Annotated in this window: 21 protein-coding genes; 11 read left to right on the top strand and 10 right to left on the bottom strand. The window is 68.5% G+C overall.

From position 1 onward, the window contains the following. Positions 1–31: 31 nt before the first annotated feature. Positions 32–880: an outer membrane protein assembly factor BamD gene (locus CAL29_RS08670; protein ID WP_373559706.1), complete on the bottom strand. Its 849-nt coding sequence runs from the start codon at positions 878–880 to the stop codon at positions 32–34. Between the two features lie 55 nt (positions 881–935). On the opposite strand from CAL29_RS08670, the gene CAL29_RS08675 reads away from it, so the two are divergent. The 9 genes from CAL29_RS08675 to CAL29_RS08715 all read left to right on the top strand — a co-directional run bounded on the left by CAL29_RS08675 (position 936) and on the right by CAL29_RS08715 (position 9,874). Then, positions 936–1,892 (top strand): RluA family pseudouridine synthase, encoded by a 957-nt coding sequence (locus CAL29_RS08675; RefSeq protein WP_094852470.1) that lies wholly within the window; start codon positions 936–938, stop codon positions 1,890–1,892. A gap of 201 nt (positions 1,893–2,093) precedes the next feature. After that, positions 2,094–2,915 carry a peptidoglycan editing factor PgeF gene (gene pgeF / locus CAL29_RS08680; protein ID WP_094852471.1) on the top strand — a complete coding sequence of 274 codons (822 nt, stop codon included), beginning with the start codon at positions 2,094–2,096 and terminating at the stop codon, positions 2,913–2,915. A gap of 77 nt (positions 2,916–2,992) precedes the next feature. After that, on the top strand, positions 2,993–4,630 hold the full coding sequence (gene phaC, locus CAL29_RS08685) for a class I poly(R)-hydroxyalkanoic acid synthase (RefSeq protein ID WP_094852472.1): 1,638 nt from the start codon (positions 2,993–2,995) through the stop codon (positions 4,628–4,630). A 103-nt stretch (positions 4,631–4,733) separates the two neighbouring features. After that, positions 4,734–5,471 (top strand): 3-ketoacyl-ACP reductase, encoded by a 738-nt coding sequence (locus CAL29_RS08690; protein ID WP_094852473.1) that lies wholly within the window; start codon positions 4,734–4,736, stop codon positions 5,469–5,471. A 109-nt stretch (positions 5,472–5,580) separates the two neighbouring features. Next, positions 5,581–6,141 (top strand): polyhydroxyalkanoate synthesis repressor PhaR, encoded by a 561-nt coding sequence (gene phaR, locus CAL29_RS08695; protein ID WP_094852474.1) that lies wholly within the window; start codon positions 5,581–5,583, stop codon positions 6,139–6,141. A 458-nt stretch (positions 6,142–6,599) separates the two neighbouring features. Then, entirely contained in the window at positions 6,600–7,136 is a 537-nt protein-coding gene (locus CAL29_RS08700) for an iron transporter (RefSeq protein ID WP_094852475.1), read from the top strand. Beyond that, positions 7,136–7,489 carry a cupredoxin domain-containing protein gene (locus CAL29_RS08705; protein WP_094852476.1) on the top strand — a complete coding sequence of 118 codons (354 nt, stop codon included), beginning with the start codon at positions 7,136–7,138 and terminating at the stop codon, positions 7,487–7,489. The genes CAL29_RS08700 and CAL29_RS08705 overlap by 1 nt, the downstream gene beginning before the upstream one ends. A 31-nt stretch (positions 7,490–7,520) precedes the next feature. Beyond that, positions 7,521–8,363 carry an FTR1 family iron permease gene (locus tag CAL29_RS08710; RefSeq protein WP_094852477.1) on the top strand — a complete coding sequence of 281 codons (843 nt, stop codon included), beginning with the start codon at positions 7,521–7,523 and terminating at the stop codon, positions 8,361–8,363. A 110-nt stretch (positions 8,364–8,473) separates the two neighbouring features. Continuing rightward, positions 8,474–9,874 carry a 4Fe-4S binding protein gene (locus CAL29_RS08715; protein ID WP_094852478.1) on the top strand — a complete coding sequence of 467 codons (1,401 nt, stop codon included), beginning with the start codon at positions 8,474–8,476 and terminating at the stop codon, positions 9,872–9,874. A 148-nt stretch (positions 9,875–10,022) separates the two neighbouring features. Here CAL29_RS08715 and CAL29_RS08720 read toward each other — a convergent pair whose 3' ends face one another. The 4 genes from CAL29_RS08720 to cphA (CAL29_RS08735) form a co-directional block, all read right to left on the bottom strand. Next, positions 10,023–10,361: a BON domain-containing protein gene (locus tag CAL29_RS08720; protein WP_094852808.1), complete on the bottom strand. Its 339-nt coding sequence runs from the start codon at positions 10,359–10,361 to the stop codon at positions 10,023–10,025. A gap of 88 nt (positions 10,362–10,449) precedes the next feature. Then, the gene (locus CAL29_RS08725) at positions 10,450–10,611 is read right to left on the bottom strand and encodes a DUF1328 domain-containing protein (RefSeq protein ID WP_094852479.1); all 162 of its coding nucleotides are present in this window, start codon (positions 10,609–10,611) and stop codon (positions 10,450–10,452) included. A 358-nt stretch (positions 10,612–10,969) separates the two neighbouring features. Then, the gene (gene cphA / locus CAL29_RS08730; protein ID WP_094852480.1) at positions 10,970–13,552 is read right to left on the bottom strand and encodes a cyanophycin synthetase; all 2,583 of its coding nucleotides are present in this window, start codon (positions 13,550–13,552) and stop codon (positions 10,970–10,972) included. Between the two features lie 17 nt (positions 13,553–13,569). Beyond that, on the bottom strand, positions 13,570–16,191 hold the full coding sequence (gene cphA, locus CAL29_RS08735) for a cyanophycin synthetase (RefSeq protein ID WP_094852481.1): 2,622 nt from the start codon (positions 16,189–16,191) through the stop codon (positions 13,570–13,572). 277 nt (positions 16,192–16,468) lie between these two features. Here cphA (CAL29_RS08735) and CAL29_RS08740 point away from each other — a divergent pair, with 277 nt between their 5' ends. Together CAL29_RS08740 and CAL29_RS08745 are read left to right on the top strand one after the other, a co-directional pair. Then, complete coding sequence (locus tag CAL29_RS08740; RefSeq protein WP_094852482.1) at positions 16,469–18,766, top strand: cyanophycin metabolism-associated ABC transporter; 2,298 nt, start codon at positions 16,469–16,471, stop codon at positions 18,764–18,766. A gap of 75 nt (positions 18,767–18,841) precedes the next feature. Beyond that, entirely contained in the window at positions 18,842–19,312 is a 471-nt protein-coding gene (locus CAL29_RS08745; protein WP_094852483.1) for a cyanophycin metabolism-associated DUF1854 family protein, read from the top strand. A 16-nt stretch (positions 19,313–19,328) separates the two neighbouring features. On the opposite strand, the gene CAL29_RS08750 is transcribed toward CAL29_RS08745, so the two are convergent. Genes CAL29_RS08750 through CAL29_RS08770 form a run of 5 tightly spaced genes read right to left on the bottom strand, consistent with a single transcriptional unit; the run spans position 19,329 to position 25,982 of the window. Continuing rightward, entirely contained in the window at positions 19,329–20,336 is a 1,008-nt protein-coding gene (locus CAL29_RS08750) for a response regulator (RefSeq protein WP_094852484.1), read from the bottom strand. A gap of 13 nt (positions 20,337–20,349) precedes the next feature. Then, positions 20,350–21,390 carry a chemotaxis response regulator protein-glutamate methylesterase gene (locus tag CAL29_RS08755; RefSeq protein ID WP_094852485.1) on the bottom strand — a complete coding sequence of 347 codons (1,041 nt, stop codon included), beginning with the start codon at positions 21,388–21,390 and terminating at the stop codon, positions 20,350–20,352. Then, a complete protein-coding gene (locus CAL29_RS08760) occupies positions 21,387–23,672 on the bottom strand; it encodes a hybrid sensor histidine kinase/response regulator (protein ID WP_094852486.1) in 2,286 nt (761 codons plus the stop codon). Before CAL29_RS08760 ends, CAL29_RS08755 begins: the two co-directional genes overlap by 4 nt. Beyond that, the gene (locus CAL29_RS08765) at positions 23,669–24,529 is read right to left on the bottom strand and encodes a chemotaxis protein CheW (protein ID WP_143277639.1); all 861 of its coding nucleotides are present in this window, start codon (positions 24,527–24,529) and stop codon (positions 23,669–23,671) included. The genes CAL29_RS08760 and CAL29_RS08765 overlap by 4 nt, the downstream gene beginning before the upstream one ends. Next, entirely contained in the window at positions 24,522–25,982 is a 1,461-nt protein-coding gene (locus CAL29_RS08770; protein ID WP_256977269.1) for a CheR family methyltransferase, read from the bottom strand. The genes CAL29_RS08765 and CAL29_RS08770 overlap by 8 nt, the downstream gene beginning before the upstream one ends. Positions 25,983–26,025 lie beyond the last annotated feature (43 nt).

The following is a 26,025-nucleotide window of genomic DNA, read 5'->3' on the forward strand; positions in this document are numbered from 1 at the left end:
ATCGGCTATACCGGGCAGCCGCGTCCGTGCCTCAGAACCAGCCCCAGGGATCCCACCAGGCCTTGTCCACCTTGAAGCCCTGCTGGGGGAATTTGCTGTTCGGATAGTTCCGGTCCAGCACGCGCTGGGCGTCGTTCTTCAGGTCCGGCATGTTCAGCTTGTCGTAGGCCAGGACCATGATGTACAGCGCTTCCTCGGCGGCGGGGGCGCCCTCGAAGTCGGTGATCACGGTCTGCGCGCGGTTGGCCGCCGCGACGTAGGCGCCGCGCTCGTAGTAGTAGCGGGCCACGTGCACTTCGTTCATGGCGATGGCGTTGACCAGCCAGGCCATGCGCTGCTTGGCGTCGGGCACGTACTTGCTGTCCGGGAAGCGGTTGATCAGCTCGGTGAAGGCGTCATACGACGCGCGCAGGCCCTTCGGGTCCCGTTCGCTGGGATCCTGGCCGGTGACGCTGGTCATGAAGGCGCTGGCCGGCGTGAAGTTGATCAGCCCCTTCAGGTACAGGACGTAGTCGGTGCCCGGGTGGTTGGGATAAAGCTGCTGGAAACGGTCGATGGCCGCGAGCGCTTGCTCGTTTTCACCGTCCTTCCAGTTGATGTACGCGACGTCGATCAGGGCTTGTTGGGCATAGACGCCAAAGGGATAGCGGCTTTCGACCGCCGTCATACGCTCGCGCGCATCCTTCCAGTTGCCCGCCGACATTTCCTGCTTGCCGTCGGCATACAGTTGCTCGGCGCTCCAGCCGGCGGTTTTGTCGTATTTGGCGCTGGTCGTGCCGCACGCGGCGAGGACCAGGGTGAAGAGCAGGGCGAAGAATGTACGCGCGACCGACCCGAATCGGGAGGCGTGGATTGAGTGGGCGGGAACGCGGAGAATCACGACGGTTGTTTCCTTGGTGTTAGCATGGCTGCGGTCGATTATATGATTTGTCTCCATGTCCGATATAGCCGCGACTGCGGAATTCCCGTCCGACGACGAACCGCAGACCTTGCGCCTGCCCTTGAACGCCCCCGCCGACCGTCTCGATAAAGTGCTGGCCGGCTATTTGACGGACCATTCGCGCAGCCGCCTGCAAGGCTGGATCGAGGCCGGACACGTCCTGGTCAACGGCGCGCCGGCCAAGGTGCGCCAGCTCGTGGGACCGGGCGATGTCCTGACGATCTGGGCGCAGCCGGCGCCCGAAAGCCTGGCCTACACCCCGGAACCGGTCGATTTCGGCGTGGTGCAGGCCAGCCCGGACTGGATCGTGGTGGACAAGCCGGCCGGCCTGGTCACCCATCCCGGCGCCGGCAACTGGACCGGCACGCTGCTCAACGGGCTGCTGTACCGTTATCCCGAGCTCGCCACGGTGGCGCGCGCCGGCATCGTGCACCGGCTGGACAAGGACACCTCCGGCCTGATGGTGGTGGCGCGGACCGAGCGCGCCCAGACCCATCTGGTGCGCCAGTTGCAGGCGCGCAGCATGGGGCGGGAATACCTGGCGCTGGCGCACGGGCGGCTGGCGGCCGGCGGCACGGTGGACCGGGAAATCGGCCGCGACCCGCGGGTGCCGGTCAGGATGAGCGTGGAGCGGCCGGTGGCGCCCAAGCAGGCCATCACCCGTTATGAGCCGCGCCGCTGGGGCCTGGCCGACGGCGCGCCGGCCACCCTGGTGGCCTGTCGCCTGGAAACCGGCCGCACCCACCAGATCCGCGTGCACCTGGCCAGCCTGGGGCATCCGCTGCTGGGCGACGTGCTTTACGGCGGCCGCTGCGTGGCGGGCGCTACGCGGCAGATGCTGCACGCCCGCGCCCTGCATTTCGAGGATCCGGGCGGCGGCGGCGAGCGCGCCTTCGAAACGCCGCCCCCCGCCGACATGCAGGCCGTCCTCGATGCCGTGCAGTGGCAATGAGCGCGCCGGGCCGCCCCAAGCGCGAATCCTCCCTCGGGGAGGGGGCGCGCAGCGACAGGAGGGCACACAATCAACGCGCCGGGCCGCCCCAAGCGCGAATCCTCCCTCGGGGAGGGGGTGCGTAGCGCCAGGAGGGTAGTCCAGTGAACTATTCATGCCCGGTTACCCGCCATCCCGGCGTTTCTCTCAGGTAAAGCATCCATGCCGCAGCAAGCTTCCACCCCCGATACGCCCGTCCTGCCCGTGGTCAGCGGGCCGGCCTGGCCCGGTCTCCGCTATTTCTGCACGACCCGCGGCGGCGGGGTGGGGCGCGCGCCGCACGATACGCTGAACCTGGGCTTGCGCGCGGGCGACGATCCGGACGCCGTGGCGGAAAACCGCCGGCGCCTGCGCGCCATGCTGCCCGCCGAGCCGCTGTGGCTGAAGCAGGTCCACGGCAGCGGGGTCATCGACGCGGACCTGCCGCTGCCCGGCGCGGAACCGGGCGAGGACCCCGCCGCCGACAGCGCGGTGACCGCGCGCGCCGGCCGGGTGCTGGCCGTCATGGCGGCGGATTGCCTGCCCGTCATGCTGGTCGACCGCGACGCCACCGTGCTGGGCGCCGCGCACGCGGGCTGGCGCGGACTGTCGGGCGGCGTGCTGGAAAACGTGTTGGCGGCCCTGCGGCGCAAGAATCCGGCGGCGACGCAATGGCGGGCCTGGGTCGGTCCCGGCATCGGGCCGTCGGCGTTCGAGGTCGGCGAGGACGTCCTGCGCGCCTTTACCGACGGTGACGGCGACGACGACGGCCAGGCCGCCGCGCTGTTTCGCCCCTATCCCGGCCGGCCGGGCAAATGGCTCGCCGACCTGCCCGGGCTGGCGGCCCTGCGCCTGCGCCGCGCCGGCGTGCAGGACGTGCACGTCAGCGGCCTGTGCACGTATACCGACCACGAGCGCTTTTTTTCCTATCGCCGCGACGGCGCCACCGGCCGCATGGCCATGCTGGCATGGCTGGAACCCGGCGAGGCCGCTCGCTACCCCTGAGGTTACCCGCATTGACAGCCCTCGCGGCGACAATGCACCATCCCTGCAAAAGCCATCATTCATAACAAGGTGTTGAGGTGACAGCCCATCAATCCGCAGCATGGCCCGTTCCGGTGGGCGTGGCGCCGGACGTCCTGGCTCAGATCCAGGCGGATTTCGCCCGCGATTGGCAACGTCTGATGGACGATGCCCGGCAGGGGCAGCTTGCCGCGCCGACCGATCGCCGTTTCGCCGGCGAGGCGTGGCGCGGCAGCGCGCAGCATTTGCTGATGGCGCATGCCTATCTATTGTCGGCCAAGGCCATGGAACGCATGGTCGACGCCGCCGACGTCAGCGACGCGCTGCGCGCGCGGCTGCGATTTTCGGTGATGCAATGGGTCGACGCCATCGCGCCGTCCAATTTCCTTGCGCTCAATCCCGAAGCCCAGCAGTCCATCGTGGCCTCGGCCGGCAAGGCGCTGGACGTCGGACTGTCCAACCTGATCGCCGACTTGCGCAAGGGCCGCATTTCGCAGACCGACGAAAGCCAGTTCGAGATCGGCGTCAACGTGGCCACCACGCCCGGCCAGGTGGTGTACGAGAACAAGCTGTTCCAGTTGATCCAGTACGCGCCCACCACCGAGCGGGTGCATGAGCGGCCGCTGGTCATCATCCCGCCCAACATCAACAAGTTCTACATCCTGGACCTGCAGCCGGCCAATTCCCTCGTGCGCCATGCGGTGGATGCCGGTCTCACCGTGTTCATGGTGTCGTGGCGCAATCCGGTGGCCGGCGACAAGGACGGGACGGAGCACGCCTCCTGGTCGGATTACCTGGACGAGGCCGTGCTGCGCGCCCTGGCCGTCGCCAGCGAGATCAGCGGGCAGGACCAGGTCAACGCGCTGGGCTTCTGCGTCGGCGGCACCATGCTGGCCTCGGCCCTGGCGCTGGCCGAGGCGCGCGGCGAGCAGCCCGTGGCCGCCTTGACGCTGCTCACGGCCCTGCTGGATTTCCGCGACACCGGCGTGCTGAACGTCTTCGTCGACGAGACCCACGCCCTGCTGCGGGACCGGCAACTGGGCGGCGGCGGGCTGATGTCCGGCCGCGAGCTGGCCACCACCTTCAGCTTCCTGCGCCCGAACGAGCTGGTCTGGAACTACGTGGTGGGCAACTACCTGAAGGGCCAGACGCCGCCGGCCTTCGATCTCCTGTTCTGGAATGCCGACGGCACCAACCTGCCGGGGCCGTTCTTCGCCTGGTATTTCCGCAATACCTATCTGGAAAACAATCTGAAGGTCCCCGGCCGCTGCACGGCCGCGGGGCTGCCGCTGGACCTGACCCGCCTGTCGATGCCGGTCTACATCTACGGCTCGCGCGAAGACCATATCGTGCCGTGGCCGTCGGCCTATGCCTCGACGCAATTGCTGCGCGGTCCGCGGCGTTTCGTGCTGGGCGCCTCGGGCCACATCGCGGGTGTCATCAATCCGCCCGCCAAGCAGCGGCGCAGCTACTGGGTGGTGGGCGAGGAAGCAGGGGGGGACGATTATCTGCCGGGCGATCCGGTGGCGTGGCTGGGCCGCGCCACCGAACACGCGGGCAGTTGGTGGCCGGATTGGCTGGCCTGGCTGGCGCCGCACGGCGGCCGCCTGGTCAAGGCGCCCGCCAAGCAAGGCAGCAAGGCCTATCCGCCGTTGGAGCCGGCGCCGGGCCGATATGTGAAAGTGCGGGCCATGTAGCATCGGCCCTGATGTCAATAAGCGTAGTCAATAAGCGTAGCTGCATCTCCGGGGCAATGTATTCCGGACTGAAGTACCCCCGCGACAGAAACAGGAGAATTCAATGAGCGATAAATTGGCATATGTGACGGGCGGCATGGGCGGCATCGGCACCGCGATCTGCCAGCGCCTGGCCAAGGACGGGTTTCGCGTGGTTGCGGGTTGCGGTCCTAGCCGCAATTACCAGCAGTGGCTGGATGAGCAGTCGGCGCAGGGTTATAACTTCTATGCGTCCGTCGGCAACGTATCGGATTGGGATTCCACGCAGGCCGCGTTCGACAAGGTGCGGCAGGACTACGGCCACGTCGACGTGCTGGTGAACAATGCCGGCATCACGCGCGACGGCTTGTTCCGCAAGATGACGCTGGACGACTGGCGCGCGGTGATCGACACCAACCTGAACAGCCTGTTCAACGTGACCAAGCAGGTGCTGGATCCCATGGTCGACCGCCAATGGGGCCGCATCATCAACATCAGCTCGGTCAACGGCCAGAAAGGGCAGTTCGGGCAGACCAACTATTCCACCGCCAAGGCGGGCATCCATGGCTTCACCATGGCCCTGGCGCAGGAAGTGGCCAGCAAGGGCGTGACGGTCAACACGATTTCGCCGGGCTATATCGGGACGGACATGGTGCGCGCCATCCGGCCGGACATGCTGGAAAAGATCGTCGCCACGATACCCGTGCGGCGGCTGGGCACGCCGGAGGAAATCGCCTCCATCGTGTCGTGGCTGGCGTCGGATCAATCCGGCTTCGCCACCGGCGCGGACTTCTCGCTGAACGGCGGCCTGCACATGCATTGAGCGGGCTGGCCATGGACGCTCGCGCGGCGCCAGGCCAGGCGCCGCGCGAGCGAGGTGACAACCTTCATTCCTACAAATACAACGCGATCGACCCAAGCTGGGGATAACCATGACGCAAACGCAAACAGGCGCGGCGACGCGCCTGATCAAGAAATATCCGAATCGCCGTTTATACGACACGCAGACCAGCACCTACATCACACTGGCCGACGTCAAGCAACTGGTGCTGGCCTCCGAGAACTTCCAGGTCGTCGACGCCAAGAGCGGCGAGGACCTGACCCGCAGCATCCTGCTGCAGATCATCCTGGAGGAAGAGGGGGGCGGCGTGCCCATGTTCTCGTCGAACATGCTGGCGCAGATCATCCGCTTCTACGGCAACGCGATGCAGGGCATCATGGGGTCCTACCTGGAAAAGAACATCCAGGCCTTCATGGAAATCCAGGAGCGCATGGCCGAACAGTCCAAGGGCCTGTACGGCAACCAGTTCGGCCCCGAGGCCTGGACCCAGTTCATGAACGGCCAGACGCCGATGATGCAGAACATGATGAACAGCTACATCGAGCAGAGCAAGAACCTGTTCGTGCAGATGCAGGACAAGATGCAGGACCAGACCCGTTCGATGTTCTCGAATTTTCCTTTTTCCGGAAATACGCCGAACACCCGCAAATAGGGAAGCCCACCCCTGAGGGAAGCCCACCCTAAGGGAAGCCCACCCCCTACCCGCTTCGCGGGCCCCCTCAAAGGGGGCGACGTCGGCGGACCGGCAGAGCCGGATCCGCGACGCCCTGGATGGGCATCGAGGCTTGCGGCCGGCCTTTCCTGCCGCCGGGGCGCCAAGGGAAGCCCACCTCGTGCCCGCTTCGCGGGCCCCTCGGGAGCAGCAAGCGGCTGCTGCTTCCGTATCTTCGCGGCGCGCTGGATGTATTACCATCCCGTGTCGCGTCATAAAACCCTGCTACCGACCCTGACTTATACGGCCCCTTTTAAGGTCATGGTAAGCTTCGTGCGTTAGCCTTATGCGAACGGTTCTTGTTTGCATTATTCTTGTAATTTCCGAATGATGAACGGGAACGGCTTGCAAAGCTGACGGTCTATTGGTCGATTGCATAACCCGAAGGAAGATCTCTCATGATGAAGAAGGCCTTGGCCCTGGCCGCCGGTATTGTGTTCTCCAGCGCGGCGTTGGCCGCTGAATATCCGATCGGCAAGCCGGTGGAGAAGGGCGGCATGGAGATCGGCGCGGTCTACCTGCAGCCGATCGAAATGGACCCGCCGGGCGTGATGCGCGCCGCCAAGGACTCCGACGTCCACCTGGAAGCCGACATCCACGCGCTGGCCAACAACCCCACCGGTTTTCCGGAAGGCGAGTGGATGCCCTACCTGGTCGTGAAGTACGAACTGCAGAAGCAGGGCAGCCAGAACGTGATCAAGGGCATGCTCATGCCCATGGTGGCGAACGACGGCCCGCACTACGGCGACAACGTCAAGCTGGACGGCCCGGGCAAGTACCACCTGAAGTACTACATCGCGCCGCCGACGGCCGACAGCATGAGCCATTTCGGCCGCCACATCGACAAGGAAACCGGCGTGGGTCCGTTCTTCCAGCCTTTCGAGCTGGAATATGACTTCGTCTACGCCGGCACCGGCAAGAAGGGCGGCTACTGATGAAGGCGCGCCGATCGCTCCTGGCGTCGGCGGCCCTGGCGCTGGCCCTGGCCGGCGCGGGCGCCCCGGCGCTGGCCGACGAGTTGCCCACGTTCCAGCTCACCTTCAAGGCGGACGGCACCTTCGAACCGCAGCGGCTGGAAGTGCCGGCGGGCCGTTTCAAGATCGAACTGACCAACGAAAGCAAGGAACCGGTCGAGTTCGAGAGCATTCCCCTGCGCAAGGAAAAAGTGCTGGGGCCCGGCGTCAAGTCCTTTGTCGTCATCACGATTTCGCGGCCCGGCGAATATCCTTTCTTCGATGATTTCCATCAGAACGTGAAGGGTACGCTGGTCGTCAAACCCAAGGAATGAAGCGGTCCGCCACGCGCGGACCGGCAGTGCCATGGAACAGGTTTCTTTTATCGTCTGGCGTGAAAGCGTCGAAGCCCTGCTGGTCGTAGGCATTCTGTACACCTGGCTGCGCGCCTCCCCCGAGGGGCGCCGCGGCCTGCCTTACCTGTGGGGCGGCGTGGCGGCGGGCCTGGGCCTGGCGTGCGCGCTGGCGCTGGTGCTGCTGGGCGTGTCGTCCTGGCTGTCGGACGAAGGGCAGGAGTGGTTCCAGGCCGGCATGGCCCTGGTGGCATGCGCGCTGGTGGTGCAGATGGTGCTGTGGATGAAGAAGCACGGCCGCACGCTCAAGCGCGAGCTGGAGACCGGCGCGCGCGACAGCGTGCAGAACGACAACTGGTGGGGCTTGCTGATCCTGGTCACGATCGCCGTGGCGCGCGAGGGCAGCGAGACCGTGGTGTTCCTTTACGGCACGGTGTCGGCCGGCGAAGCCTCCGGCAGCATGCTGTCGCTGGCGCTGGCGGGCCTGGGCGGTTTCGTCGCGGCCCTGCTGACCTTCTGGCTGCTGCAACTGGGCGGCAAGCTGATTACCTGGCGGCGCTTTTTTGCCCTGACGGAATTCCTGCTGCTGCTGCTGGCGGGCGCCCTGCTGGTGGGCGGCCTGGATCATCTGATTTCCCTGGGCGTGGTGCCGCCGCTGGTCGATCCCATCTGGGACAGCAGTTGGCTGCTCAGCGACAGCACCGGCATCGGCAAGGTGCTGGCGGACTTCGCCGGCTACCGCGCCTATCCCGCCCTGATCTCGGTGCTGGCGCTGGCCGTGTACTGGATCGGCGTCTGGCTGACCCTGCGCATGATCGACGCCAAGGCGGCGCGCGCGCAGGCGGCGCGGGCATAGTCCCTACTGGCGCCCGGGCCGGAAGGTCCTGGCCGGGAGCAAGCTGTTAAAGTCCAGGGCTTGAGCAATACGACGCGTGCCGGCTTCGGCACGCAAGGCAGGTAAGTACGATGGCTGTTGTGGCAGCGGGGCGACTCGGGCGCGCTAGCGCGCGGGTCGCCGATTTCCTGCGCGACCATGCCCCCTTGCTGCGCAAGCTGCAGTGGGGCATCGTCGCGCTCTATGCATTTCTGTTGATCGTGCCGGCGGCCATGCCCCTGCCCGACAACACCGCGTCCGTCTTCAACAACCTGACCATCGTCGCCCAGTTCGCCTTCTGGGGCGTCTGGTGGCCGTTCGTGCTGGTGTCCATGCCGGTGATGGGCCGCGCCTGGTGCGGGCTGTTCTGTCCGGAAGGCATGCTGACCGAATGGGCCAGCGAGCGGGGCCAGGGGCACGCCATTCCGCGCTGGATGCGCTGGGGCGGCTGGCCTTTCGTGGCGTTCGCGCTGACCACCATCTATGGCCAGATGGTCAGCGTCTATCAATATCCGCTGGCGGTGCTGGCCGTGCTGGGCGGGTCCACCGCCGCGGCCATGGTCGTGGGCTGGCGCTATGGGCGCAGCAAGCGGGTGTGGTGCAAATACCTGTGCCCGGTCAACGGCGTGTTCAATCTGCTGGCCAAGCTGGCGCCCTGGCATTTCAAGGTCGACGAGCAGGCCTGGCGCCATCCCGTCATCCGCATCGAACCCATCAACTGTGCGCCCCTGGTGCCCTTGCGCCAGATGAAGACCGCCGGCGACTGCCATATGTGCGGCCGGTGCAGCGGCTACCGCGGCGCCATCGCGCTGGCCCCGCGCTCGAGCGAGCAGGAAGTCGTCGAGACATCCGACGGCGACAAGTGGCAGACCGCGCTGATGGTGTTCGGCATGATGGGCATCGCCATGGGGGCTTTCCTGTGGACGTCCAGCCCGTGGTTCGTGACGATGAAGCAGTGGCTGGCCACCTGGCTGATCGAGCGCGACATCACCTGGCCCCTGCTGGACAACGCGCCCTGGTTCATCCTGACCCACTATCCCGAAGTCAACGACAGCTTTTCCTGGCTGGACGGCGCCTGCCTGCTGATGTTCGTGGCGGGCGCGACCGTCGTGATCGGCGGCGCGCTGTACGCCGCCCTGTGGCTGGCCGACCGCATCCTGCCGGCCCTGGCGCCGCGCACCTGGATCGGCGGGCCGGGCCTGCACAAGCTGGCGCAGGCCCTGATTCCCTCCGCCGGCATCGGCGTGTTCCTGGGCCTGTCGGCCACCACCATCACGCTGCTCAAGCACGAGGGCGTGCAGGCCCATTGGGCCAACCCCGTACGCTTCACGCTGTTGACGCTGGCGATCGCCTGGACCCTGCGCCTGGCCTGGCGCGTGATGGGCCGCCGCCAGGGCGCCGGCCTGGGCCGCCGCTTCGCCGCGTGGCTGGTCTTCGCGGCCGGCCTGGCGCCGTTCTGCACGGCGTGGGTGCTGTTCTTCGTGATCTGGTAAGAACGGCGAAGAACGGCGGCGCCGGCATTACGTCCCCGGGAAAGAAAATCTCCGCGATCCGGCGGGCCGGTTCGCGGAGATTTCACTCTCGGGTTCGATCGCGTCGAGGCGTTCTTTATTTACGCGCGATCAACGGGGCGCTTCTTTCTTATTTGTGCGCTTTCGAGGGATCGACCTTGAGGTTGTTCTTCACCTGCGTGACGCCCTTGACGGTGCGGGTCACGCGGGTCGCTTCGTCGCTCTGGGCGGCGGTGGCGACCGAGCCGGTCAGGGTGACGACGCCATTATTGGTCTCCACGGCAATGTCCAACGCGCTGAGCGCCGAGTCCCCGACGATTTCCGCCTTCACCTTGGTGGTGATGACGGCGTCCGAGGTGTATTCGCCCACGGACTGCTTGGGCTTGCCATCGTCGGCGGCATAGGCGGCCGAGGTCGCGAGGGCGCCCAGTCCGAGGGCGGCGGCGGCGATCAGTTTACGGGTTTGCATCATGGGGTACCTCCTTGTTTGCTGCGCGTAGGGATGAATTGCGTGCGGGGGCGCCGAGGCGCCGTCCCGCGTTTATCGGATCGGCTCGCTACCTGCGGAAGGCGCCGCTGAGGATGGACAGCAGGGCCAGGACCAGGAACACGAAGAAGAGGATCTTCGCGATGCCGGCCGCGCCCGCGGCGATACCGCCAAAGCCGAGCACGGCCGCGATGATGGCGATGATGAAGAAGACGACGGCGTAGTACAGCATGGGGAACCTCCTTGTTGATCGGCGCCGGGCATCGGGGGATGGCCGCGCTCGTGCCAGGGGATCGCAATAAGCGTTCCCGGGGAAAGTTCCCTGCTGCGGACGGCGTAAGCCAGGGGAAGGAAGGCCGGCCAGGTCAAACGGCGGCGTTGGGAAATGTAACGGAGCGGCGGAGAAAAGGATTTGCCTTAAGAGACTGTCCGGCCTGTTACAGATGAGCAACGTATCGGCGCGGCGCCGGCCCGGGCCGGGCGCCGGTGCGCCGCGCTGTATCGGCTCGTACTCGGCGTGTAGAAAGGGGTAGAAATGCAGCGGGCGCCCCTGGAGGCGCCCGCTGCATGTTTCCGAAGGCTGTCCCGCGTCAAGCCGGCGCGGCGCTCTCCGCGATGCGTTGCGCGATGTGCGCCAGGGCTTCCTCCACCTGGTCCACCAGGATCAGACACAGGTCGCCCGGCGCCAGGCGGGCCAGCGCCGCGTCGATGGCGACGAATTCGCCGTCGATTTCCTCCGAGTACCGGGCCCGCCCGGCATTGCGCAGGCCCTCGCGCAGCAGGGCGATGACCTCGCCGTCGGCGCGGCCGCGCTGGCACTGGTCCTGGTACAGCAGCACGTCGTCGAAGGCGTCGCCCAGCAGCTCGGTCTGGCGCCGGATATCCTCGTCGCGGCGATCGCCCGCGCCGCTGATCAGCGCCACGCGGCGCCTGGCCGGCATGGCGTCGACGGCCTGGATCAGCGCCAGCATGGCGTCCGGGTTGTGGCCGTAGTCGGCGATCACGGTGGCGCCGCGATAGCCGAAGACGTTGAAGCGTCCCGGCGCCGAGGCGGCGTCGTTGACGAAGCTGCCCAGGCCGCGTTCGATCTGCGTCCAGTCCGTGCCCAGCGCCCACGCCGCGGCGATCGCGGCCATGGCGTTCTCGACCTGGAAGGGGATGCTGCCCTGGCGGGTCAGCGGAATGGCGGACAAGGCGATGGCGTGTTCGTCAGCGCCCTGCGCGGCGACGATGCTGTCGCCGTCGCGGTAGACCACGCGCAGGCCCTGCGCGCGATGCGTGATCATGCGCGGATGGTTCCTGTCCTGCGCGAAGAAGGTGACGTTGCCGGGGCAGGCCGGGGCCATCTCCGCGACGATGGGGTCGGCCGCGTTCAGTACCGCCGTGCCCTTTGAACCGACGTATTGCACGATGACGCGCTTGACCACCGCCAGGTCTTCGACCGTGCTGATGTAGCCCAGGCCCAGGTGGTCGCCCATGCCGATATTGGTGACGACGGCGACGTCGCAGCGGTCGAAGGCCAGGCCTTCGCGCAGGATGCCGCCGCGCGCGGTTTCCAGCACGGCGGCGTCGACCTCGGGATGCATCAGGACGCTGCGGGCGCTGCGCGGGCCGCTGCAGTCGCCGGTGTCGATGCGGCGGTCGCCGATGTACACGCCGTCCGAGTTGGTCATGCCCACGGTCCGGCCGTCCTGGCCCAGGATGTGCGCGGTCAGCCGCACCGTGGTGGTCTTGCCGTTGGTGCCGGCCACGGCGACCACGGGAATGCGGCCGTCCTCGCCTTCCTCGTACATATTGGCGATGATGGCCTCGCCCACCGCGCGGCCCTTGCCGAACGAGGGGTTCAGGTGCATGCGCAGGCCGGGCGCGGCATTGATTTCCACCACGCCGCCGCGCTGCTCCTCCAGCGGCTGGTGCACGGTTTCCGCCACCACGTCCACGCCGCACAGGTCCAGGCCTATCATGCGCGCGGCCGTGACCACGCGCGCCGCCAGCTCCGGGTGGACTTCGTCGGTGACGTCGGTGGCCGAGCCGCCGGTGCTGAGGTTGGCGTTGTTGCGCAGCACCACGCGCGTGCCCGCCGGCGGCACCGAGTCGGGCGTATAGCCTTGCTTGGCCAGCACGCCCAGGGCGATGTCGTCGATGCGGATCTTGGTCAGCGTGGTGGCGTGGCCGTCGCCGCGCAGCGGGTCGGTATTGACCTGGGCGACCAGTTCGCGGATGGTGCGCGCGCCGTCGCCGGAGACTTGCGGCGGATCGCGGCGCGCGGCCGCCACCAGCTTGTCGCCCACCACCAGCATGCGGAAGTCGTGGCCCGGGATGTAGCGCTCGACGATGACGTCGTCGCTGATGGCTTCGGCGGCGGCGTAGGCCGCCGCGATCTGCTCGCGGGTTTCGATGTTGACCGCGACGCCGCGGCCCTGGCTGCCGTCGCGCGGCTTGACCACCACCGGGCCTTGCAGCGCCTGCGCGGCGGCCCAGGCGTCCTCGACGTTGTCGACCGTGCGGCCCAGCGGCACCGGCACGCCGGCGGCGTCCAGCAGCATCTTGGTCAGGTCCTTGTCCTGCGCGATCGATTCGGAAATCGCGCTGGTCAGGTCGGTCTCGGCGGCCTGGATGCGGCGCTGGCGCGAGCCCCAGCCGAACTGCACCATGCTGCCCTGGGTCAGGCGGCGGAAGGGAATGCCGCGCGCCACGGCGGCGTGGACGATGGCGCCGGTGCTGGGGCCCAGGCGCAGGTCTTCGTCCATTTCGCGCAGGCGGGCCAGCGCCGCGGGCAGGTCGAAGGCCTGGTCGGCCATGGCCGCCAGGCAGAGCTGTTCGGCCAGTTCGAGCGCAAGGCGGCCGACCTGTTCCTCGCTGTATTCGAACACCACCTGGTAGATGCCGGGCTCGATGGTGGCCTGCGTGCGGCAGAAGGTGACCGGGCAGCCGGCGTGGGCCTGCAATGCCAGCGCGACGTGCGCCAGCGTGTGCGCCAGCGAGACGTCTTCCAGGTGGCCTTCGGGACGCAGCAGCCCCAGTTGCGGGAAACGCTTGCGCAACTGGCCTTCGAACCCCGGCAGGTGGTCGATCGAGCACTCGGCGTCGGTGCAGGCCACGATGGCCTCGATGGCGGTGTTGCGGCTCCACAGATTGGGGCCGCGCAGCGCGCGTATGCGGGAGACTTCCATGCGGATGATTCCTGTCGTCAGCTTTGCTGGATCCAGCGGCGGACCAGGTTGATGGTGGGTTCGGAGGCGCCTTCGTCGGTTTGCAGCAGCAGGAAGTCGCCCGGACGCAGGCGGGCCAGCGCGTCGCGCGCGGCGCGCGCGTGGTCGGGTTCGTCGACGATTTCCAGCGCGCGTCCGGCGCCGGCCTGTTCCAGGCCGGCGCGCAGCAGGGCGCGCGCCTGGCCGGCCGGCCGCTTGCTGGGCACCGAGGCGTCGTCGTAGAGCACCACGCGGTCGAAGACCGCGCCCAGCGCCAGGCCCTGGGCCACCAGGTCTTCGTCGCGGCGGTCCACGCCGGCGCCGTAGACGACGGTGCGGTGCTGGGCCGGGAAGTGCCGGATCGCATCGGCCAGCGCGTGCAGCGCCGAGACGTTGTGCGCGCCGTCGACCACCACGGTGGCGCCGTCGCGCTCATAGGGCGTGAACTGCCAGGGCGCGTCGGCCTGGTCGATGTCGAAGGTTTCGATGCCGACGCGGATCAGGTCGGCCGGCACGCCCAGCGCCCAGGCGGCGCCGACGGCGGCCAGCACGTTTTCCAACTGGAAGCCGACGCGGGCGCCCTGGGTCAGGGGCAGGTTGATGGCCGCCGACAGGGTTTCCTCGCGCGAGCCCGTGGCCATGATGACCTGGCCGTCGCGCACGTAGACCGCGCGCTTGCCCAGCGCCAGGTGCGAGGCGATGACGGAATTGCGCGGGTCGAGTCCGAAGTAGAGGACCTCGCCGTCGCACAGCTCGGCCATCTCGACCACGCGCGGATCGCGCGCGTTCAGCACCGCGGCGCCGGTGGGCAGCACCACGTCGACCTGCGTGCGCAGCACGTTGAACATGCGGTCGGCGTCGCCGATGTCGAAATCGCCCAGGTGATCGGCGGCGTCGATGTTGGTGACCACGCCGACCTGGCAGCGGTCGTAGGCCAGGCCCTGGCCCAGCACGACGTCGCTGCCGTTCTCGATGACGGCGGCGTCGACGGAGCGGTTCATCAGCACGCGGCGGCCGGACGCCCAGTTGGCGCAATCGCCTTTCTGCACCTGGCGGCGGTCGAAATACAGGCCTTCGCTGCAGGCCACGCCGACATGCCTGCCCCACAGCGAGAGCAGGCGGCCGACCAGGCGCGAGACCACGGTCTTGCCGTTGGTGCCGGTCACGCCCACCACCGGGATGCGGCCGTCCTCGCCTTCCGGGAACAGGTGGTCGACGATGGCGCGCCCGACGGGGCGCGGCTGGCCGGCGGCCGGCTTCAGGTGCATCAACAGGCCGGGACCCGCGTTGACCTCGACGATGGCGCCGCGCTGGTCCTCCAGCGGGCGCGAGATGTCCTCGGCCACCAGGTCCACGCCGGCCACGTCCAGGCCGACAACGCGCGCGGCCAGCACCACCGCCCGCGCGACGTCCGGATGGACCTCGTCGGTGCAGTCGAAGGCGACGTTGCCGTTGCGCTGGATCAGCACGCGGCGGCCGGCTTCCGGCACCGCTTCCGGCGTCAGGCCCTGGCGCGCCACTTCCAGGCGCGCCGCGGAATCCAGGCGCACGGGGTTCAGGGGGCAGTCCTCGCCGCGGCCGCGGCGGGGATCGGAATTGATCTGGCTTTCGATCAGCTCGTCGATGGTGGAGACGCCGTCTCCCACCACCCAGGCCGGCTCGCCGCGGGCCGCCGCCACCATGCGCTCGCCCACCACCAGCAGGCGGTGTTCGTTGCCGACCACGAAGCGTTCGACCATCACGCCGCTGCCTTCTTCCTCCGCCACGGCGTAGGCCGACGCGACCTCCTCGTAGGTGGCGAGGTTGGTGAAGACGCCGCGGCCGTGATTGCCGTCATAAGGCTTGATCACCACCGGCAGGCCGATGTCCTGCGCGGCTTCCCAGGCTTCGGCGGCGCTTTCGACCAGGCGGCCTTCCGGCACCGGTACGCCGCACTCGGACAGCAGCGACTTGGTCAGGTCCTTGTCGCGCGAAATGCCTTCGGCGATGGCGCTGGTCTTGTCGGTTTCGGCGGTCCAGATCCGGCGCTGGCGGGCGCCGTAGCCGAACTGCACCAGATTGCCCTCGAACAGGCGGATATAGGGGATGTCTCGGTCGTCGGCGGCGTCGACGATGCAGGCCGTGCTCGGTCCCAGGCAGTGGCGGTCGACCAGGCGGCGCAGCCGCGCGACGGTGGCGTCGACGTCGAAAGGCCGGTCTTCCATGGCGGCCATGACCAGGTCGCGGGCCTCGGCCAGGGCGGCGCGGGTGACCTGCTCCTGCCAGGCGCGCACGACGACCTTGTAAACGCCCCGTTTCGAGGTCTCGCGCGCCTTGCCGAAGCCGCCGGGCAGGCCGGCCAGGTTCTGCAATTCCAGCGTGACGTGTTCCAGGATATGGCCCGGCCACGTGCCCTCGCGCAGGCGCTGCAGGAAGCCGCCCCGCACGCCGGGGCTGCAGCGGTGTTCGATCAGCGTGGGCAGCCAGGCGGACAGGCGCTCGTAGAAGCCGGGAATGGTGTTGGAAGGAAAGTCCTCCAACTCGCCGATATCGACCCAGGCTTCCAGCACCGGCCGGTAGGTCCAAATGTTCGGGCCGCGCAAAGCCACGACATCGAGAAATTCAATGTCTTTCTTTTTCATGTTTTAATTTGAGGAGATATCCGATGGCGGACGGAAGGGCTTCCAGGCATTTGCGGCAGGGCCGCGACAGGACCGGGGCGCGTGGTGTTCAGCGCTTTTTGTGTGTCCGGGCGATTCTTGCAGATGTTGTCGATTATAGAAAATGAGACCCTTTTTGTCGGGCATTGCCCCTCGGTCATGGCGCCTGCTCTGTTGTAAGGAAGGAACACGTTTTCAGCTCTCCGGCCGAAACCGCGAACTTGCCTTGTTGGTCCGGCCGCGGCTTTGAACGTTTTCGATGAAGAATCATTCGTCTGTTTCCACATACGACGGTCATTTATTGCCCAGCAACTGGCGTGACGACGTCCTGGCCCAATTGGGTGCGGATGAAACCGTGCTGGCATGGCTGGAACTAGACCTCGATACCGCCCTTAAGTTCCGGCCGGGCCTGCTTCTGGTGACCGACCGGGCCATCCTGGCGCGCGATCCCGATCGTGCCGGATGGCGCCGCTGGGCGCTGGCCGATACCCGCACCCTGACCCTGTCCGACCACGCGGGGGCGGGCGCCCTGGAGCTCTACGACAACCACGCCCGCCTGGCGGCCTGGCGCTATACGCTGGGTCGCAACCCCGCGGCGCTGCGCCTGCTCGACGCCTATGCGCGGCGGCATTCGAGCCTGAATGCGCCGGACGCCGGCGCCGCCGAGGGGGACGCCGTCTCCGACGGCCGGATCTGCCCCAGTTGCCAGGCGCCGCTGCCGGCCGGCCAGGACGAATGCCCGTCCTGTGGCGCGGAAACCGGCCCGCCTTCGACCTGGGCCCTGCTGCGCCTGTGGCGCTTCGCGCAGCCCTACCGCACGCCCCTGATCACCGGTTTCATCTTGACCTTGCTGGCGACCGCCGCCACCCTGGTCGCGCCCTACCTGACCATGCCGTTGATGGACGACGTGCTGATCCCGTTCCAGAGCGGAGCGCCGATCGACTACGACCACGTCCGCTGGCTGCTGCTGGGCCTGCTGGGATCGGCCCTGCTGGCCTGGGTGTTGGGGTGGGCCCGCACCTATATCCTGGCCTGGGTCAGCGAGCGCATCGGCGCCGATATGCGCACGGCGACTTACGCACACTTGCAGAACCTGTCATTGGAGTATTTCGGCGGCAAGCGCACCGGCGACCTGATTGCGCGCATCGGCAGCGAAACCGACCGCATCTGCGTCTTTCTGTCGCTGCATTTGCTGGATTTCGCCACCGACGTGCTGATGATCGTGATGACCGCGGCCATCCTGATCTCCATCAATCACTGGCTGGCGCTGGTGACGTTGGTGCCGCTGCCTTTCATCGCCTGGATGATCCACGTGGTGCGCGACCACCTGCGCCACGGCTTCGAAAAGGTCGACCGGGTGTGGTCGGAAATCACCAACGTGCTGGCCGACACCATTCCCGGCATACGGGTGGTCAAGGCCTTCGCCCAGGAAAAGCGCGAGGTGCAGCGCTTCCGCGACGCCAATAACCGCAACCTGGAAGTCAACGACCGAGTCAATACGGTATGGGCGCTGTTCTCGCCCACGGTGACGCTGCTGACGGAAATCGGCCTGCTGGTGGTGTGGATCTACGGCATCTGGCAGGTGTCGCGCCACCAGATCACGGTGGGCGTGCTGGCCGCTTTCCTGGCCTACATCGGCCGCTTCTACACGCGCCTGGATTCGATGAGCCGCATCGTTTCGGTGACGCAGAAGGCGGCCGCCGGCGCCAAGCGCATCTTCGACATCCTGGACCACGTATCCAGCGTGCCCGAGCCCGCCCGGCCGGTGCCGGTGCCGCACGTGGAGGGCCGCATCGAGCTGCGCGGCGTGGGTTTCCGCTACGGCAACCGCTCGGTGATCCGGGGCCTGGACCTGACGATCGCGCCGGGCAAGATGGTCGGCCTGGTCGGGCACAGCGGTTCGGGCAAGAGCACGCTGATCAACCTGATCTGCCGGTTCTACGACGTTTCGGAAGGCGCCATCCTGGTGGACGGCGTCGATATCCGCGCCATGTCGGTGGCGCAGTACCGCGGCAATATCGGCCTGGTGTTGCAGGAGCCTTTCCTGTTCTTCGGCACGATCGCCGAGAACATCGCCTACGGCAAGCCGGACGCCTCGCGCGAGGACATCATCGCCGCCGCGCGCGCGGCGCACGCGCACGAGTTCATCCTGCGCCTGCCGCATGGCTACGATTCGCTGGTGGGCGAGCGGGGCCAGGCACTGTCCGGCGGCGAGCGGCAGCGCATTTCCATCGCGCGCGCGCTGCTGATCGACCCGCGCATCCTGATTCTCGACGAGGCGACGTCCTCGGTGGACACCGCCACCGAGAAGGAAATCCAGATCGCGCTCGACAACCTGGTGCGCGGCCGCACCACGATCGCCATCGCCCACCGGCTCAGCACCCTGCGCAAGGCCGACCAGTTGGTGGTGCTGGATCGCGGGCAGATCGTCGAGCAGGGCGGCCACGAGGAACTGATGGCGCGCGAGGGCGCCTACTATCGCCTGTACCAGGCGCAGGCGCGCGCGGCCGAAGCCGAGGCGCAGACCGAGGACGACGACGATCTGGTGTTGTCTTGATCCGGTGCTGTCTTGATCCGTGCTGTCTTGATCCGTGCTGTCTTGAACGGCGCTGCCCTTGAGGAATCCGCGGCCATGAGTTCAACCGCTTTCACATTGCATCGCAACGCCCTGGGCCGCCTGGTCCACACCGGCGCCGACGGCGTCGCCCGCGAGGGCGTGCTGCCGGTGCGCGCCTTTCCCATCAGCGATCCCGACCGCGGCCTGTCGCTGGTCGACGCCGAGGGCCACGAAGTGGCCTGGATCGATTCCCTCGACGACCTGCCCGCGGACATCGCCGCCTTGCTGCGCGAGGAGTTGGCCAGCCGCGAGTTCATGCCGGAAATCCAGCGCATCGTGTCCGTGCAGGGTTACGCCACGCCCAGCAACTGGGAGGTGATGACGGACCGCGGTCCCACCACCTTCATCCTGCGCGGCGAGGAAGACATCCGCCGCCTGGGCGCGCATACGCTGTTGATCGCGGACAGCCACGGCATCCATTACCTGGTGCGCGACCTGTCCACGATGGACAAGGCCAGCCGCAAGCTGCTCGATCGCTTTCTCTGATTCGTTTTCTCTGGTTTCAACGCGCCATGACGCGATTGCGGCCATGGCGCTTGGCTTCGTACAGGCCGCGGTCGGCGGCGTCGATGAGCTGGGTGAAGGAGTCCAGCCTTTCGGGCATCAAGGTGGCCACGCCGACGCTGACCGTGAGCCATTCCGCCGTCGCCGAGTCGCGGTGGGGAATGCGCAGGGCCTCGATGGAACGGCGGATCTTCTCGGCGATCAGCCGCACGCCGCCGGCCGGCGTGCCGGGCAGGACCACGGCGAACTCCTCGCCGCCGAACCGGGCCGGCAGGTCGGCGGAGCGGTCGCAGCAACTGGCGATGGTGGCGGCCACTTTCTTCAGCACTTCGTCGCCGGCCATGTGCCCATAGGCGTCGTTGTAGCTCTTGAAGTGGTCGACGTCGATCATCAGCAGGCTCAGGTCCAGCCTTTCGCGCAAGGCGCGCTTCCATTCGGCGCCGAGATAGCCGTCGAAGTAGCGGCGGTTGGCCAGGCCGGTCAGTCCGTCGGAATTGGTCAGGCGCCGCAATTCCAGGTTGGTTTCCAGTAGCTGCTGCTGGCTCTGCCGCAAGGCCTGGTAGGCCTCGTCGCGCTGGAGCATGGCGAGGTAGCTGCGCGAGTGGTAGCGGATGCGGGCCACCAGTTCGATGCTGTCGGGCAGCTTGACCAGGTAGTCGTTGGCGCCCGCGCTGAAGGCGGCGCTCTTGACCACGGCGTCTTCCTTGGTCGACAGCACGATGATGGGGATGTCGCGGGTGGCGGGGTTGGCGCGATAGGCGCGCACCAGCGTCAGGCCGTCGACGCCGGGCAGCACCAGGTCCTGCAGGATGACCGTGGGCCGCGTCTGGGTGGCGACGTTCAGCGCCTCGTGCGGATCGGGGCAGAAATGGAAGTCTATATTCGGCTCGTCGGCCAGGGCGCGCCGTATCGCTTCGCCCACCATGATCTGGTCGTCGACCAGCAATACCATCGCGTTCTGCGGGCGCTGGCCCAATCCGCCGGTGTAGTCCATGACGGGTTCCATAGGTCTTCCTTCTTTACGTTCTTGGTGCGCCGGTCGTCGCGCCGAGCGCGGCGATCAACCTGGGCGCAATGCGGTCCAGCGGCAGGATCTCGACGGCGGCGTCGAGTTCCGCGGCGGCCTTGGGCATGCCGTAGACCGCGCTGGTGGCGCGGTCCTGGGCGATGGTCAGCATGCCGTGCTCGCGCATGGCCTGCAGGCCGCGCGCGCCGTCGCGGCCCATGCCGGTCAGCAGGATGCCGATGGCCTGCGCCCGGCCATGCCGGGCCACGCTCTCGAAAAACACGTCGATGGAAGGCCGGTAGAGGCCCTCGGCCGGTTCGCGCGTGTATCTTAAGGTGCCGTCGTCGTGCAGCACCAGGTGATCGTCCGTCCCGGCCAGCAGCACGGCGCCCGGCTGGGGGCGTTCGCCGTCGACGGCCAGCCGCACGGGCAGCGTGACCTGCTCGTCCAGCCAACTGGCCATGCCGGCGGCGAAATTGGCGTCCACATGCTGCACCAGCACGATGGCGGCCGGGAAGTCGGCCGGCAAGCCGCCCAGCAGCGCGGCCAGCGACGGCGGGCCGCCCGCGCTGGCGCCGATGACGATCAGGCAAGGGGCGAGGGCGGCGGCCACGGGCCGGACCGGCGGCACGGGATGCCGGGGCCTGTCGCGGTCGTAGGCGCCGATCAGCCAGCCGACGTTGCGGATCTTGCGCAGCAAGGGCGCGGCGGCGGCCTGCGGGTCGGCGCCGCCCATCTGCGGCGTATCGATGGCGTCCAGCGCGCCGTGGCCCATGGCCTCGAAGACGCGCGAGGTATTGCGGTCCATGTCGCCGGTGACGATGATGATGGCGCAGGGCGTTTGCGCCATGATGCGGCGCGTGGCCTCCACGCCGTCGACCACCGGCATCAGCAGGTCCATCAGGATGATGTCCGGGCGTTGCGCCGCGCAGGCATGCAGGGCCTGCTCGCCGTCGCCGGCCACCCAGGCCACGCTCAGCCCGGGGTCGAGCGCGAGCGCCTGTTGCAGGGCCTCTACCGCCAGCGGCATATCGTTGACGATGCCTATTTTCATTGTGCGCGTCCGATCAGGTCTTCGACCGCCTGCAGCAAGGCGTCGTCGTGGAAGCTGCTCTTCCCCAGGTAGTAGTCCGCGCCGGCATCCAGGCCGCGCTGCCGGTCTTCGGGCCGGTCTTTATAGGACACTACCATGACATGCATGGACCGCAGGCGGGCATCGTGTCGGATGCGCGTCACCAGTTCGATGCCGTCCATGCGCGGCATGTCCACGTCGGTCACGACCAGGTCGTAGGCGCCGGCGCGCAGCATGTTCCAGCCGTCCATGCCGTCGACCGCCACCGCGACCTCATAGCCGCGGTTCTGCAGCAGCTTGCGTTCCAGTTCGCGCACCGTCAGCGAATCGTCGATGACCAGCACGCGCTTGCGGCGCCGGTCGTCGGCGCGCGGCCCGTCGCCCACCCGCAGCAGGTCGCCGCTGGCGACCCGTTTTTCGATCGAGCGCAGCAGGTCCTCGACGTCCACGATCAGGACCGGCGCGCCGTCGTCCATCAATGCGCCGGCCAGGATGTCCTGCAATTTGCCCAGGCGCGGATCCAGCGGCTGCACCACCAGCGTCCGTTCGGCGACGTAACGGTCGACCGCGATGCCGAAGGTATGGACGGCGTCGCCCAGCAGGATCACCGGCACGTCGCCGGCCGGCGGCGATCCCGCCGGATATTGCAGCAGCAGGCGGCCGGCCACCAGGCCGATCTGCCTGCCCTCGTGGGTGAAGTGCTGGCGGCCCTCCAGTTGCGCGATGGCGTCGCGCGGCACCGTCAGGGCGCGCTGCACGTAGGCCAGCGGGAAGGCGTAGCGTTCGTCGCCGATGTCGACGATCAGGCAGCGCGCGACGGACAGGGACAGGGGCATTTCCAGCGTGAAGCGCGTGCCTTCGCCCTTCCGCTGGTGGATCCGGACCGTGCCGCGCAACTGGCGCATCATGTCCTGCACGACGTCCAGGCCGACGCCGCGGCCGGAGACCTCCGTCACCGCGTCGCGCGTGGTGAAGCCGGGCAGGAAGAGGAAGCTGAGCAGTTCGCTTTCGCTCAAGGCGTCCGCGGTGTCGGCGCTGGCCAGTTGGCGCTGCACGACTTCCTCGCGCAATTCGTCCAGGTCGATGCCGGCGCCGTCGTCGGCGACCTCGACCAGCAGCATGCCCGCGCTGTGGCGCGCTTCCAGCGTCACGGTGCCCGTGGCCGGCTTGCCGAGCGCCTCGCGCCGGGCCGGCGTTTCGATGCCGTGGTCGACGGCGTTGCGCAGGAGGTGGTTCAGCGGGGCGTCCAGCCTTTCCAGGACGTCGCGGTCGACCCGGGTGGCGTCGCCGCTGACGACCAGGCGGATCTGCTTGCCGAGGTCGCGGGCCAGATCGCGCAGCATGCGCGGCAGGCCGCCGGTCGTGTCGCCGAAAGGACGCATGCGGCACGCCAGCGACGCGTCGTAGAGCCGTTGCGCCAGGTCGCCGATGCGCCAGCCGAACTGGTCGGCACGGGCCATGCGGTCGCCCAGGGTCTGCTGGCATGCGTCGGCCAACTGGCGCGCCTGCGCGAGCGCTTGCCGCAGGGTGTCGCCGTCGGCCGCGTCGTGGTCGGCCGCGGCCAGCGTCCGGGACAACTGTTCCTGCATGCGCTTGAGTTGCAGCAGCGAGGCGGCGAAGGGGCCCAGGCGATGCGATTCGACCAGGGTTTCGCTGCTCAGGCCCAGCAGGCGGTCCAGCGTCTCGGCGTTGACGCGCAGGTCGCGTTCGGCGCCGGCGGGGTGGGGTGGCGCGGGCGGCGCGGTGTGGGGCGCGCGGGTTTGGACGGCCACGGCAGGCGCCGCCTGCGTGACGGGAGGCGCCTCCTGCGTATAAGCCCATGGAGAGGGGGGCGCCGATGCCGGGGCGGCGGCTTGGCCGCCATCGTCGAGGCCTCCCTTCAGGTGCTCCGCCAGGGCGGCGACGTAGGCGTCGGCCTGGGCGATGCCGTCCGCGGTTCCCATGCCGGGCAGTTTCAGCAGGAGATCGGCGCCGCGCAGCAGCAGGTCGATGTCCGCCGCGATCAGCCGGCGCCGGCCGGCCTGGGCGTCGACGAGCAGGTCCTCCATCACGTGCGCGGCCCGCACGCCGCTTTCCAGTCCCACGATGCGCGCCGCGCCCTTCAGGGAATGCGCCGCGCGCATGCAGGCTTCCAACTGGTCGGCGGCCGTGGCGTCGCGCTCCAGGGCCAGCAGCCCGCCGTTGAGCGCCTGCACCTGCGTGCGCGCTTCCAGCAGGAACAGGTCCAGCAGCGAGGCGTTGCGGATGTCGTCGCCCGGATTCATGCGAGGCTCCGGTCGATGGCGTGCAGAAGGCGCTCGCCGTCCAGCACGCCGATGGTGCGTTCGCCGTGGCGCGCGATGGCGCTGGTGTAGCGGTCGGCGCCGAAGGTCGACGGCACGGGACCCAGCGCGTCCGCCGAATAGGCGCGTATGCCTTCGACTTCGTCCACCGGCGTCGCCAGGGCGCGTGGCGCGCTGTTCAGGATGAGCAGGCGCGGCAGCGCCTTGGCCGAGGCGCCCGCAGGGGCGGACGCGCCGGCGGGCGCGGCCAGGCCCAGCAGCGCGGGCAGGGAAATGCAGGCCAGCAGCCGGCCGCGGATATTGCAGACGCCGGTCACCACGCCGCTGCGGCGCGGCAGCGTGTGGATGGGCCGCATGGTCGCCACCTCGGCCAGCGTCGAGGTGGGCAGCGCCAGCCATTCGGCGCCCAGGCGGAAGACCAGGATGGAGAGGGTCGATGCCTTGCCGGCATCGGCGGACGGCTGGTCCCATGGGCTCCGTGGGTTCCATTGGTCCTGTCGGTCCCACTGGTCCTGTCGGTCCCACTGGTCCCGTTGGTCCCCTTGATCCCCCCGATGCCGTTGATCCCGTTGCTTCGGCAGGTCCGCGCGATGCATGCCGTCCCGCCAGGCCGGTAGTCCGGCCGCGCCGCCCGCGCCTCCGTGGCCGTCTTCGGCCTGCCCGCCATCGGGGGCGCCTTGCGGAAAGGCCGCGCGGTCCAGCAGGCGCGTGGCCGCGGCGGCATAGATGGGACAGTTGCGGCAATGGATGTGCTCGCGCAGCCGCGGGCAGGACTGGTCGCCGCGGATGCCGATGCGGTTCCAGCAGTCGTCGATGCGGCCGGCTTCGCGTTCAAACATGGCGGGCTCCCGCGCGGGCGGCGCGCTGGCGCAGTTGTCCCGCCGCCGCGGCATCGCCGCGCGCCTCGGCCAGCGACGCCAGGTGCAGCAAGGCTTCGTGGTGCTCGGGTTCCAGGTAGAGCGCCTTGCGATAGGCGGCCTCGGCCGCCGCGCTGGCGCCGGAGGCATCATGGAGCAGGCCGATCAGGTAATAGGCCGGCGCCGAGGCGCCGTGCCGCTCCAGGTGCCGCGCGCCCGCCTCCAGCGCGGCGGCGATGCGGCCACTATCCGCCAGCGCCTGCACCGCGGCCAGGGACTCGGCCGTCGCGGCAGCGGCGGCGGAGGCCGGGGCTGCGGCGGGGATGTCCGCGGCGGCGCCGGGCCGGGGCGAGGCCGCCGCGTGGCCGCGATAGCCGGCCATGCCGGCGCCGCGCGGCGCGCCCGGGCGGCTTGCGCCGGCCTCCGTCTCGGTCCTCGCCGCGGGAAGGAAGGCCGCGCCGGCGCGGTTGCCGCGATAGGTCCTGGCCCCGGCACGGGAATGTTGGGCAAGGCGGCCGGAAGGCTGGGAGCGGGCCGGCGCCGGCGCTTCCCGGTGGAAGGCGAACGCGCCGGCCGCCTCGACCTGCCGCAAGCCCATGCGGGTCAGGAGGCTGGCCTCGGCGGGGCCGACGAAAAGATAGCCGTCCGGCCGCGCCAGGCCGACCAGGACGTCGACGGCGGCGCGCTGGGTCGCCTCGTCGAAGTAGATCAGCAGGTTGCGGCAGAACACGAAATCGAAGCTGGCGGGCGGCAGGTCCAGCATGGGGTCCAGCAGATTGCCGGTCTGGAACGCCACGTCGGCGCGCACGCGCGGCAGCACCGAATAGCCCGCCTCCGTGTCGTTGAAATGACGCGCGCGAAAGCCCAGCGCATCGCCCCGGAAGGAGTTGCGGCCGTAGACGCCATGGCGCGCGTGCTGGATCAGCCGCGCGCTGACGTCCACCCCCGTCACCGAAAACCGGTTGGCGTCGACGCCGGCGTCCAGCAGCGCCATGGCCAGCGTATAGGCTTCCTCGCCGCTGGAGCAGGGCAGGCTGAGCAGGCGCAGCCGGCGGCCGTCGGCCAGTTGCCGGCGGGCCAGCACGGCCAGCGTGTCCATCGATTCCCCGTGGCGGAAGAAGGAGGTCTCGGGCACCACCACGGTTTCGATCAACTGCTGCTGTTCTTCGCGCGAGCCGGCCAGCAGCCGCCAATAGGCGGCGGCATCGCCTCCGCTGCACGCCTGCGCCCGCTGGCGCACCGCGCGGTCGATGGCCGCCTGGCCGATGGCGGCGGCGTCCAGTCCGATCCGCTGCTTGAGCAGGTCGTTGAACGCGGCCTTCAGGCCCATGTCCGGGGCGGCGGAGGCCGGCGCGGTGTTCGACGGGATGGTCGACGGGGCGTCGGAGAGGGCGGCCGATGCGGTGGTCGATACGGTGTTCAATGCGGTATTCAACGCGACATTCGACGCGACAGCCGGCGCGGCAGTCGATGCGGCA

The sequence above is a fragment of the Bordetella genomosp. 10 genome (assembly GCF_002261225.1).
GTDB lineage: Bacteria > Pseudomonadota > Gammaproteobacteria > Burkholderiales > Burkholderiaceae_B > Bordetella_C.